The organism is Rhodanobacter sp. A1T4 (assembly GCF_014207185.1).
Lineage (GTDB): Bacteria > Pseudomonadota > Gammaproteobacteria > Xanthomonadales > Rhodanobacteraceae > Rhodanobacter.
Genome location: NZ_JACHCP010000005.1, coordinates 350,407 through 362,331, shown reverse-complemented (window position 1 = coordinate 362,331; position 11,925 = coordinate 350,407). Strand labels below are relative to the sequence as shown.

General features: G+C 62.5%; 8 protein-coding genes. 2 read left to right on the top strand and 6 right to left on the bottom strand.

Annotated elements, in window-relative coordinates:
- Window positions 1-25: 25 nt before the first annotated feature.
- The 4 genes from HDE80_RS12455 to xth form a co-directional block, all read right to left on the bottom strand.
- Window positions 26-859: a pirin family protein gene (locus tag HDE80_RS12455; protein WP_184671276.1), complete on the bottom strand. Its 834-nt coding sequence runs from the start codon at window positions 857-859 to the stop codon at window positions 26-28.
- A gap of 109 nt (window positions 860-968) precedes the next feature.
- Entirely contained in the window at window positions 969-2,750 is a 1,782-nt protein-coding gene (locus tag HDE80_RS12450; protein ID WP_184671274.1) for a zinc ribbon domain-containing protein, read from the bottom strand.
- A gap of 68 nt (window positions 2,751-2,818) precedes the next feature.
- On the bottom strand, window positions 2,819-3,496 hold the full coding sequence (locus HDE80_RS12445; RefSeq protein ID WP_184671272.1) for a YecA family protein: 678 nt from the start codon (window positions 3,494-3,496) through the stop codon (window positions 2,819-2,821).
- Entirely contained in the window at window positions 3,493-4,275 is a 783-nt protein-coding gene (xth, locus tag HDE80_RS12440) for an exodeoxyribonuclease III (RefSeq protein WP_184671270.1), read from the bottom strand. Before xth ends, HDE80_RS12445 begins: the two co-directional genes overlap by 4 nt.
- Window positions 4,276-4,623: 348 nt before the next feature.
- Here xth and HDE80_RS12435 point away from each other — a divergent pair, with 348 nt between their 5' ends.
- Window positions 4,624-4,833 (top strand): cold-shock protein, encoded by a 210-nt coding sequence (locus HDE80_RS12435; protein ID WP_007809889.1) that lies wholly within the window; start codon window positions 4,624-4,626, stop codon window positions 4,831-4,833.
- 155 nt (window positions 4,834-4,988) lie between these two features.
- Here the strand turns inward: HDE80_RS12435 and HDE80_RS12430 are convergent, their stop codons facing one another.
- Window positions 4,989-7,046, bottom strand: a complete 2,058-nt coding sequence (locus HDE80_RS12430; protein WP_184671268.1) for a M3 family metallopeptidase — start codon at window positions 7,044-7,046, stop codon at window positions 4,989-4,991.
- Between the two features lie 191 nt (window positions 7,047-7,237).
- On the opposite strand from HDE80_RS12430, the gene HDE80_RS12425 reads away from it, so the two are divergent.
- Window positions 7,238-8,956: a patatin-like phospholipase family protein gene (locus HDE80_RS12425; protein WP_255483721.1), complete on the top strand. Its 1,719-nt coding sequence runs from the start codon at window positions 7,238-7,240 to the stop codon at window positions 8,954-8,956.
- Between the two features lie 38 nt (window positions 8,957-8,994).
- Here HDE80_RS12425 and HDE80_RS12420 read toward each other — a convergent pair whose 3' ends face one another.
- Window positions 8,995-11,895, bottom strand: coding sequence for a type 2 lanthipeptide synthetase LanM family protein (locus tag HDE80_RS12420; RefSeq protein WP_184671264.1), 2,901 nt, complete (start codon window positions 11,893-11,895; stop codon window positions 8,995-8,997).
- Window positions 11,896-11,925: the final 30 nt, after the last annotated feature.

Here is an 11,925-nt window from a genome sequence, read left to right as displayed (position 1 = left end):
CTTTCCAATACGGAAGGCGCGGATCTCAGAACTTGCCGGCGCGAAAGTCCGCAATCGCTTCATGGATCTGCGCTTGCGTATTCATCACGAAGGGGCCATAGCGCGCGACGGGCTCATTCAACGGGCGACCGGCGACGACGATCAGGCGCGATGGTTTGTCGCCCCCCTTCAACTGAATAGAGTCGCCATCGGAAAACACGCCCAGCTCGCTGCGCGTGAGCGGCTCACCACCAACCAGCGCGGCCTCTCCATCGAACACGTAGGCAAAACCGTGATGACCTTTTGGCAGATCCAGCGTCAGCGACGCGCCTGCTTTCAGGCTCACATCCAGATACACCGGATTAGTGGCAATGCCTTCGACCGGACCCGTGGCGCCAGCCAGTTCACCGGCCAGCACGCGCACTTCAACACCTTCGGCCGGATGCACGACCGGGATGCGCTCCGGCGCGATGTCCTGATAGCGTGGCGCAGTCATCTTGTCCTTCGCCGGCAGGTTCACCCAGAGCTGGAAGCCCCACATCAAGCCATTCTCCTGCTGCGGCATTTCCGAATGTAGGATGCCGCGACCCGCCGTCATCCACTGCACGCTGCCGGACGTCAGATCACCACTATTGCCGTGGTTGTCCTTGTGCAACATGTTGCCGGCGAGCATGTAAGTCACCGTCTCAAAGCCGCGATGCGGATGCTCCGGAAAGCCGGCGATGTAGTCGCCCGCCTGATCGGAGCGAAATTCGTCCAGCAGCAGGAAAGGATCGAGCATGTCGAGCCCCGGCTGGCCGATGATGCGCTTCAATTTCACGCCCGCGCCGTCGGACGTATCCATGCCGCGGATGCGGCGGATGATATGGCGATCGGTCATGGCTGCACTCCCGTTAAAAATATTCCACCAAGATGGACCCGATGCGGTGTGGTGCCAAGGGCTGGCCACTGGAACGGATTGTTTCCCGGGAGACTCAGCCGGAATTTTCTCAGCCCCCGGTCAGCGACTGGCCGCAGCTGGCGCAGAAGCGGGCAGCGGACGAGACTGCCGTGCCGCAGGCCGGGCAGAATCCAGCTGGTTTTGGTCCGAGCGACGATGTGCTGGCAGTTGAAGCAGCTCCACCCATCGCCTTGAGCAGCGCTTCTGGTGCTACGGGCCGGCCGGCCAACTGGTTCATCGCGCCCAGCGCAGCGATCTTTTCGACATCGCGGCGCGACGTCGGCATGTCGACACTGCTTTGATCGCTGGCGAAATTTTCCAGCTGCTGGCGCAGGGCGCTGGCGCGATCGGTGAGACCGCGCAAGCCGACGATGCGTCGTTCCGACTCGCTGCCAAAGGTCACCGAATCCACTTCGGCCACCCACACGCGCAAGGTCATGTCGTTGACGCTGACGATGTCTTTCTCGGTGCGTACGCGATCGGTGAACTGCGCGCCGACCGCCGTATGCGAACGCTGGAAAGTCCCATCGATTTCGACCCAGGTCATGCGTGAGACAAAGTCGAACCGCGCCCATAAAACATGCCCGGCACGCAGACAGAACAGCGCCAGCGAAAACATGCCGCCGGCAAAGCAGACGTATTTCCACAGCGCCGGTACGATCTCGCCCATCGTGACCTGATGCGTGAACAGCAGCAGCGCAATCGAACCGATCACGGTGTACAGCACGCCGAGCGCGCTGAGCACGGTCAGCCAGCGATAACGCGGCTCGGCCAGTGCGTGCGAGAAGCTGACGGTACGCATGTCATCGCGTGGCATCGGCTGCGTTTCCTCCAGCAGCTCGCCGTGGAAGGTGCCGTTGTCGCCGGGGGTTTGCGGCACGTAGCGCGCATAGCGGCGATTGGGAATCTGCTCGATCCAGTTGCGCTGCATTTCGCGATCGAGCTCGACCAGAATCTGGTTCGGCGGCGCGTTCATTGAAATGGTCGCCAGTTCGCAGGCCATGGTGGTCTGCGGCGGCGCCACCATCTGGCGCAGCACGGCGACGAAGAACACCAGCACGGAGGCCAACGCACACACCAGCAGAAGCAGCGCCTGCCCACTGAGATCGACCCCGCCGAGATTCGGCAACGCGGATGAGATGCTGTGGACCAGTACCGGCGCGAGTATGGCCACCAGCACCAAGACGATGAGCCCGGCCGAACCCAGATGCGTGCTGGCCTGGTCGCCGCTTTCCAGCGGTTTCAGCAACAAGGCAGCGGCATAGATGAAAAAGAACAAGCCAAGCCAGACCATGTCCTTTTCACCGAGCACGCCGAGCAGCGACACCAGCAAGCCGAGCAGCACTACGGCGAGGGTCAGACCGGTGCGGAACAACCGCTGTGCTACCCACTGGATGCGCTGCGGTGCCCAGATCAACGGACGCACCAAGCTGTAAAGCAGGCCATTCAACGCGCCGGTCGGCTCAGCGACCGAGATCGCACCGCCACGGATGGTGGACTTCAGGGCGACAGCACCGGCGAGTTCGCCCAGTTGTGCATCCGCCAGTTCACCGGCCAGTCCCGCGGGCTTGCCGCGACCGAAGAAAAAACGCAGCCGGCTGAGCCCGACTGCCGCATGCTGGATGCCCGCTGCCAGCATTGCCACGCCGACAAGGATCGGCGCCAGCGCCCAGCCACCGATGTGTGCGTAGAGGCCACTGCGGCCCTGGAAAATCGCGATCAGGCCACCGCCGATCAGAACCGCCGCGGCAATGAAGCGAAAAACATTCTCGACCCTGAACGGGTTGGGGAAATCCAGCCCTTTGGCGCTGGAACCGTATTCATAAGCCATGGATCTTCCCAATCAATACGGTCTGGATCACTACGTTCCGGCGAATCGACGGGTGCAATGGCGCGAAATCAGTGTACCCAGTGGCCGCTACGCTGGCGCGGCGGCGTGCTGTCGTCGTCCTTGCTTTCGGGCACCGGCCGCACCATCGCTTCCACTTCTGCCTCGGTGGCGGGCTTGGCCTGCCAGTACTGATTGACTGCGCCCAGCACGGCGGGTACCTGCGACAGGCATTCGTCGTATTCGTCGTCGCTGAGTTTCTCGAACTCGGTGTCCGCGCTGAGAATGCCTTCGTCCACCGCCAGCGCCATCACCGGGCCGAGCAATTCCATCAGTTGTGGATCTTCGGACAGCCGGTTTTCCCACAGGCTGGCGCGCAGGTCGATGCCGCGGCTGAAGCCCTCGCACCAGCCGGCGGCGGAAAGCATCGGGCCGGTTTCCAGCTCGACTTCGCCAAGAATCGGTTCGTAGGCGTCGACGTCGAGTTCGGCACTGATCGAGTCGTTGAGCTTGGCCAGCAGAGCGAGCACGCGATTGCCCTCGTCCTCGTCCGCGAAGGGCTCATGCAGGACTTCGGGCAACCACTCTTCCGGCAGCACCAGCAGCGGGCCAACGGCGAGCGCGCTCAGCAAGCCGTGCACGCCGTCGAGCAACAGATCACCCTCGCCGGTGTGGGCGCGCAGGTAGCGGTCCAGCTCGTCCAGTTCGTTATCGTCCAGCGAGCTGGGCCATTCGGTCTTTGTCGTCATTTCGTATCCAGTTCCAGCAGCACCGGCGTGTGGTCGGAAGGGCGCTCCCAGCGTCGCGGTTCGCGGTCGATGGTGGCGGCCTTCGCTATCGATTTCAGAGTATCGCTGATGAGGATCAGGTCAATACGCAGGCCCAGATTGCGGCGGAATCCGGCCTGCCGGTAATCCCACCAGCTGAAATGGCCGGCGTCGGCTTCGAACAGGCGAAAGCTGTCGTGCAGGCCTAGCGCGGTGATCGCCTGCAGACCGGCGCGCTCCGGCGGCGAGCACAGAATGTCCTCTCCCCACGCAATCGGGTCGTAAACATCGCGATCGTCCGGGCAGATATTGAAATCGCCCAGCACGATCAGTTGGGGATGGCGCGCCAGCTCGTCCGCCAGAAAGTCGCGGACCTTGGCCAGCCAGTCCAGTTTGTAGGCGTATTTCTCGTCGCCGACCGCCTTGCCGTTGACGACATAGAGATCAACCACGCGCAGGTCGCCGACGGTGGCGGCCAGGATCCGCCGCTGCGGATCATCCAACCCCGGAATGTCGGTGACGATATCGCTGGGTGCGCCGCAGGTTTGCTCGCGGGTCAGAATCGCCACGCCGTTATAGGTTTTCTGCCCGGAAAATACCGCGCGATAGCCGACCGCTGCCAGCTCATCGACCGGAAATTTGCCGTCTTCCATCTTGGTTTCCTGCAGCGCCACGATGTCCGGCTGCGCGTCGGCCAGCCACTGGGTCAGATGAGGCAGACGCACCTTCAGCGAGTTGACGTTCCATGAAGCGATTTTCATGGCCGTATTGTAAGCGAAGGACTGAAGCGCGCCTTACCGGCCCTGCCTGTTTCGGCAGACGGTGGCGCGGCGAATTTGAAAACGACGTGCCTTGTTGCGCACCGTTCCAAGGCTCTAGCTGATTGCCGAAAGGCGCGGCGGCGGCATTGGAGCCCAGAAAACTGCGGAGCGAAGCCACCAAACGGGGCTAATTCGCGCTCTTTGAGGTCAAAACTGGCGAAAAGCCGGAATTACGGTGTATGCTGGGCAAGCAAGACCTCGGGAAAACCTCAAGGTTCCTGCTCATACTGCGGTAAAGTGCTATTCGCTCCGAGCCGCAAACCATCACTGCTTCAAAGGTAATGTTACATGTCGGATCGTCAGAGCGGTACAGTCAAGTGGTTCAACGACGCCAAAGGTTTTGGCTTCATCACGCCGGAAAGCGGTGATGACCTGTTCGTGCATTTTCGCGCGATCCAGGGCACGGGCTTCAAGTCCCTGCAGGAAGGTCAGCGCGTCACGTTCGTAGTCACCAAGGGCCAGAAAGGCCTGCAGGCTGAAGAAGTCCAGGTTGCCTAAGTCCTTCGGACTTGAGTGATTTGAAAAGCCCGCTTCGGCGGGCTTTTTTTATGGCCATGGATGGCCGGTACACAGGAAATGCAGGAGCGATTTCCGGTGTCATGGATGAAAGTCCGGTCGCCGCTCGAACGAGCGGCAACCGTCTACTTGGGGCTTCACGTCAAACCGTGACTGCGCAACAGCGCCTCCGGCTGCGGCTTGCGGCCACGAAAGGCGATAAAGCTTTCCAGCGCCGGGCGACTGGCGCCGACGGACAACACTTCGCGGCGGAAGTGATCGCCGGTGGCGCGGTGAATGGCACTGCCACCTTTCTCCGCCTGTTCCTCGAACGCACCGAAGGCGTCGGCAGACAGCAGCTCGGCCCACAAATAGCTGTAATAGCCTGCGGCATAACCACCGGCAAACACGTGACTGAAACCGTGCGGAAAGCGTTGCCACGCGGGCGGATAGAGTACGGCAACCTGCTTGCGCACCTCGTCCAGCACGCCCATCGTGCGGGCGCCTTCGGCCGGGTCGTATTCCAGATGCAGGGTGAAATCGAACAGCGCAAATTCGAGCTGACGCACCAGGAACAGGCCCGCCTGGAAATAGCGCGCAGCGAGCATGCGCTCGAACAGTTCATCGGGCAGCCGTTCGCCAGTTTCGTAGTGGCGGGCAAACAGGTCCAGCGCCTCGCGGTTCCAACCGAAGTTTTCCATGAACTGGCTGGGCAGCTCGACCGCATCCCACTCGACACCATCGATGCCGCCGATCGAAGGCAGGGCGATTTCGGTGAGCAGGTGATGTAGCCCATGGCCGAATTCGTGGAACAGCGTGAGCACATCGTCGTGGGTGAGCAGTGCGGGCTTGCCGCCGGTCGGTGGTGGAAAGTTGCAGGTGAGGAACGCTACCGGTAACTGCCGCTGTTCACCATCGTCGAAGCGGGCGCGACAGACGTCCATCCACGCACCGCCACGCTTGCCATTGCGCGCGTAAAGATCGATGTAGGCTCCCGCAAACACGCGACCATCGGCATCGCGCACATCGTAGTAGCGCACGTCTGGATTCCACACTTCGACATCGTCGCGCGCTGCCAGGGTAATGCCATAAAGCTTGTTGGTCAGCTCGAACAGCCCATCGATGACCGCCGGTAGCGGAAAGTATGGCTTGAGCTGTTCTTCGTCCAGCGCAAACTGCTGCTGACGCAGCTTTTCGGAGGCGTAGCCGACATCCCAGGGTTCGAGATTTTCAAGTTTCAGATCGTTGCGGGCGAATTCGCGCAGGGTGGCCAGCTCATGCTGCGCTATGGGCTTGGCGCGTGCAGCCAGATCGTGCAGAAATTCCATCACCTCAGTCGGCGAAGCGGCCATCTTGGTGGCCAGCGATTCCTCTGCCGCGTTACGGAAGCCGATCAGCTGGGCCGACTCGTGGCGCAGCGCCATGATCTTTTCGATGCGTTCGGAGTTATCGAACTTGCCGGCATTCGGGCCCTGATCCGAAGCGCGCGTCTGGTAGGCCCAGTACACACGCTCGCGCAGACCTCGGTTGTCGGCATAGCCGAGCACGGCCTGCACGCTGGGTTGTTTCAACGTGACCAGATAACCGGTGAGCTTCTGGTCCTCGGCGTACTGACGCAATACCGCGCGACCGGATTCGGGGATGCCGGCCAGATCGCGTTCGTCGGTCACGTGTTCTTGCCACGCCTCGCTGGCGTCCAGCACCGCGTTGGAGAATTCGGTGGAGAGTTTGGACAACTCGACGCCGATCTCGCGATAGCGCGAGCGCGCCGGTTCCTCCAGCGCCACGCCGGAAAGCTTGAAGTCACGCAGTGAATGCTCGACCAACGCCCGTTCGGGTGTTGGGAGTTGGGCGAAATCCGGTGCGTCGGCCAGCGCCTGCACCGCCGCGTAGAGTTCGCGGTTCTGGCCCAGTTCGATGGCGTGGTCGGTGAGCTTCTCTTCGGCCGGTCCGTAGACCTTGCGCAGCGCTTCGCTGTCGGCCACGGAATGCAGATGGCCAACCGGCGCCCAGGCGCGGGAAAGCCGCTGTTCCAGCCGCTCCTGGGTCAGCATCACGGTAGCGAAATCGCGTGGCGCATCGGGCGCGGTCAGCGCAGCGATATCGTCACGATAGTCGGCCAGTAGTGCATCGATCGCCGGTTCGACGTGCTCGGGAAGAATCCGGGAAAACGCCGGCAAAGTATCGTCGGCGAGCAGCGGGTTGGCCTGGTTCATGCGCATCTCATGCAAGTTTCCTCAAGACCTGCAGCGTGGCGACGACAGCGCGTGAAATCAAGCGCAACAAAGCCGCACGCAGTGCACCGGATGATTGAATAACGCACGCCGCTGAGTCCCCGGTTGCGCCGTATTGTCATGATTGGCCCCGTAACATCCTCGCCATGTGGCGAACGGATGTCAGACAACTGTTGCAAGCCAGCACCATGTTCGCGCAGTTGCCGCCAGCAGCGCTGCAGGCGTTGGGTGATGAGCTGGTGTGGTTCGGCCTGCCCGGCGGGCGACCGCTGTTCAAACCGGGCGAACCGGCCGACGCGCTGTATCTGGTGAAAAGCGGCAGCCTCGGCGTGTTCGACAGCCCCAGCGTGTTGCGGCATCTGGTGAGCGCCGGGGAAAGCGTCGGCGAGATCAGCCTGCTGGGTGGCGAGACACGCGAACGCATGGTCCGCGCGTTGCGTGACAGCGAGTTGTTGCGACTCGATCGAGCTGCGTTCGAGCGCGTACTGGCAATGCATCCGCAGGCGCTGCTGGGTGTTGCGCGCACGGCCATCGAGCGCCTGCAGCGGCGCGAGCGTGGTGAAGAAGCACCAGGCCTGCCGCGTACCTTTGCCGTGCTGCCGCTGGATGGTGGGGTGCCCGTTCGCGCGCTGACCATGCAGCTGATGATGGCGCTGGAAAGCTACGGCAACTGTCTGGTGATCGACGCCGAACTGGGTCGCGGACGCGGTAGCGACTGGTTTGCCGAGCGCGAGGCGCAGCATCGATTTGTGATCTATCTGGACGTGCCGCGCGACGACAGACCTGGCAAGAGCCGGCCCGACGACGCCCTCTGGCGCGAGCGCTGCCTGCGCCAGGCCGATGTGCTGCTGCTGCCGGCACTGGCCGCACAGCCGGCACGCGATTGGCCGACCATGATGCCGGTGCATGCGGCTCGCGTGCGACATCGGCCACGGCATCTGATCCTGCTGCACGCGGGCCATCAGGTGGCGCTGGGCGCGGCGCAACGCTGGCGTGCCGTATTCAGCGGCGAGCTGCAGCATCACCATATCTGCGGCAACGCCGACATCGTGCGGTTGGCGCGACTGGTCAGCGGCCACGGCCGCGGACTGGTGCTGGCTGGCGGTGGCGCACGCGGACTGGCCCACCTGGGCGCACTGCGCGCACTGCGTGAAGCAGGGCATGCGTTCGATGCCGTGGGTGGCACCAGCATCGGCGCGATCCTCGGCGCCGGCGTGGCAAACGGCTGGGATATCGAGACGATGACCGAGATCTTTCGGCGCGCCTTCGTCGAAGGACGCCCGCTGTCGGACTGGACGGTGCCGCTGCTGGCGCTGACCCGCGGCCACCACGCCTCGCGCATGCTGCGTCGCACGTTCGGCGTACTGGATATCGAAGATCTGCATCTGCCCTACTTCTGCGTGTCGACCCGGTTATCCGGCGGCGGACAGGCGGTGCACCGGCACGGGCCGCTGTGGCTGTGGCTGCGCGCGTCCAGCGCGATACCCGGCGTGCTGCCGCCGGTGCTTCAAAAGGGCGAAGTGCATGTCGATGGCGCGCTGGTCAACAACCTGCCCACCGACGTGATGGCTGCCGACGGCATCGCGCACATCACCGCGCTGGACGTGCAGGCCGATATTGCGCTGCGAACCAATGTCGAGGAATCGTCCAGCCCACCGTGGTGGCGAGTGTTGCTGCAAAACAAAACGGTGCGGCGACCGGGACTGGTTTCCACCCTGGTCCGCGCCGGCATGGTCAATGGCGAGGAGGCCAGCTTGCGCCGCCGCGCGCAGGCCCAGCTGCTGTTCACGCCGCCACTGGACCATATCGGCATGCTCGATTGGAAGGACTGGCAGCGCGCGATCGACTCTGGCTACCAACATGCGATTGAGGTGCTGAATCTGCTGCAATAGCTTGATTGAAGCGATGCTTGACTCGATCTTCTGGCCGCTTATCGCTCAACCTGCATCTCTGACGCTTCGATCGTTTTCTGCGAAACGGCACCCTTCAACTTATGTCTCTGCCCACGACGTTCAAGCAGCAACGGTGAGGCGAGGGTGCACTCCGGATGCATTCGGTTGAGGCCGTGGATCGCCCCAGCCAGTCCAGTCATGAGACCCGGTGTGAAAGCCGCACGCGTCAGCCCGCCGACCATACCGCGGTGCTCTTCAATGGCAGAGACGATCTCTGCGGTGGCCTCGTTCGGATCGGTAGCGCAGCCGTCCGGGTCCAGTTCCGCGGCGCGCACATGCAGTTCCCATAGCGACATGTCGCCATGGCACAGAGTATGGCTGCTACCCCACTTGCCGCGGCCAGCGGCAGCCGCCCGGCGCAACGTCCGCAAATGACGCAGATCGCGCGTGCGCGCATACAGATCGCCAGCAGCCAGGCCAATGCCGACGCTACCGTTGCACCAGGTATGGAAGCTGTTGTCGCCGGCGTTTGCGCGTATGTCGATCCAGTTGCCTTGCGCTTCATCGTAGAGTGAGTCCTGAAAGGCGAACGCCTGATCCGACAACGCAACCCAACGAGCACGATCTTCCGCGCTGCCAGCGGCGGTCAGCGCCAGCCGCGCCAGCGACCAGGCGACGCCGGCCGCACCATGCGCGAATCCACCGGCCGGCTCCGCGGTCCCTGCCATCGGCCAGCGCGCACCGCGCTCATCAATGATCGCGGTCGCTTCCAGACGCTGCGCCGCGCGTGCTGCGAGCACGTGCCAGCGTGAGTCGCCGGTGACTTCGGCCAGCCCCAGCAACGGAATGATCGCGCCACTGGCGCCATCGATGATGTCGAACAGTTCGTCGCCTTCGAAACCTTCTTGTTCCAGAGCTTCGGCACGCGCAATGGCACGTGCCAGCAACTCCGGATCTTGCTGCAGCTCATACAGGCTCAACCAGGCCCAGATCTGTGCGCCATAGCCGGAAAAACCACCAACTGTCTGCGGTTTGTCGGCTACCTCCATGGACCGCATGACCTTCAAGGCTCCCGCCAATGCTTCATCGAGCCCGGGCACTGCGTCAGCACGGCCATGCTCGACCTCGAACCGGTAGCCAGCCAACGCCGACGCAATGCCGCCGAGACCGAAGTACACATCGGCATAGACGGGTTGAACCGCCCAACCACTCCGACCGATTTCTGGCGTAATCCAGGTCGCCGAGCCATCGTCGCCCCGCACGGCCAGCCGCAACAGACGCTCGACCGCACTGGCAGCCAGCTTGCGTCGGCGTTCGTCGAGCCGGTGGGTGTGTGGCCGCTGAGCGGCGTAGAAACGTCCGCTGCTCTCTTCTTCGCGATCGCGAAGACGCTGGTTGAGATCGGTCGCAACGAGCGCACTGCGTATCGTCAGTTCCTCAAGCTCGATGCGCATGGCCCGCCAGTCGGCATAAACCTCATCGATCTGGGACCGGCTCAACGACGCAACGAAGATCGGCACATCGCCATGACGCAGGTCGTCGATCTCGGCCATGATCTCTTCTGGCGCCGATGGTGCGATCGGCATTATGGCGGCATTGCGTGCGAGAAGGTCGCGAACACGCTCGATGGCCTTGTCTTCATCGTGCAGCGAAGCTGGATGCCACAGCATGCGGCCAAGCTCCACATAAGCCTGGGTGGGTCGGCGGACATCGCGCACTCGGCAACCCTCGAAGCGAGCCAGCAGCGGCGCAAGACGCTCCTCGGCATCGAGGGAGTGCAGACGTGCACTGGCTTCGAGGAATCCTTCGCTGATCTGGTCCCAGTAAAGGGATACCTTCGGACGCGGACTGGGATGGTTCAATGACGAAACCATGTCCACGCTGACGACCTCGACCCTTGCCGACATGGTGCCTTCGTCGACAATGATCGGCTTGTGCACCAATGGCTGCTGATCGGGCAGTGCGCCAGCAGCGGAAACATCGACCCCATTGAATCCAAGCGCTGGCGTGCGGTACGGCACGATGCCCGTGCGCAATACCGAGCTGCGGATCATCGCGGCGGCAAGATCGTAGGCTTGGCCGTATCCGGAAGGTGGAGCCGAAGAAGGGATCGAAAACAGGCTTTCCACATCGATCACTATCGGCACCGGACCGACGGCAATGAGGTTTTCCAGGTGAATGTCGGTACCACCGAGCAGGCGTAATACCGCCAGCCAGTGACCCAAGCCACGATAGAAGGTCCGCAGTTCATCTTCACCGGAGCAATAACGATGCGTGACAAAAGCCGCCCAACCATAGTCGCCGCGATCGATCACCTGCGGCACACGCACGCGATCGACCGCGTCACCGAATACGCTGCCAAGAAACGCCTCAAGCATCTCGTCGACACGCAGCGAACGTGGCTTGTACATGACCTCGCCGCCATCCAGCGACAGCCGAGCCACGGTCTGGCCACCCGCATGCAAATCGCCTTGGCCCAAAGTCACTCCGATCAAACGCCCGGCAGGCTGTTCCAGCAGGCGCCCCAGTTCTCCGCGATCGGCAATAAAGCGCACCACCAGCGAGTGAATGGCATTGGCCTGCTGGGCCAGCAGGCGCCGCAGACGCGCGCTCAATGGTGGATAGCGGCGATCGAGATGTTCGGCAAAGGCAGGCTTTAATGCGTTTTCGACGAATTGTGCAAATTGGCCGGCTTCATCTCCTGCGTTCAGTTCACCCGCCAACTTGGACGCATGTAGTTCCAGCAGCATTAATCGACTAAGTCTGAGCCGCGCACTATTTTGCAGAGCCTGTTCGGCAACCGACTGGATCAGTGCCGCTTCTTCAGGATCCAGTCCATATGCGATTTGCGCAAGCTGCGTGGCGAAGGAAACGCACGTTGGAGCAGCAAAGTGTTCGATGATGCGCGCAAAGGCATCCGATGCGTTGGTTTCGGTCATCGTGCACCAAGAGTCCTTTCAGTTCATGGG

Coding starts and splice junctions, on each gene's coding strand:
- HDE80_RS12455 (WP_184671276.1), bottom strand. CDS start 859: ATGACCGATCGCCATATCATCCGCCGCATCCGCGGCATGGATACGTCC.
- HDE80_RS12450 (WP_184671274.1), bottom strand. CDS start 2,750: ATGGCTTATGAATACGGTTCCAGCGCCAAAGGGCTGGATTTCCCCAAC.
- HDE80_RS12445 (WP_184671272.1), bottom strand. CDS start 3,496: ATGACGACAAAGACCGAATGGCCCAGCTCGCTGGACGATAACGAACTG.
- xth (WP_184671270.1), bottom strand. CDS start 4,275: ATGAAAATCGCTTCATGGAACGTCAACTCGCTGAAGGTGCGTCTGCCT.
- HDE80_RS12435 (WP_007809889.1), top strand. CDS start 4,624: ATGTCGGATCGTCAGAGCGGTACAGTCAAGTGGTTCAACGACGCCAAA.
- HDE80_RS12430 (WP_184671268.1), bottom strand. CDS start 7,046: ATGAACCAGGCCAACCCGCTGCTCGCCGACGATACTTTGCCGGCGTTT.
- HDE80_RS12420 (WP_184671264.1), bottom strand. CDS start 11,895: ATGACCGAAACCAACGCATCGGATGCCTTTGCGCGCATCATCGAACAC.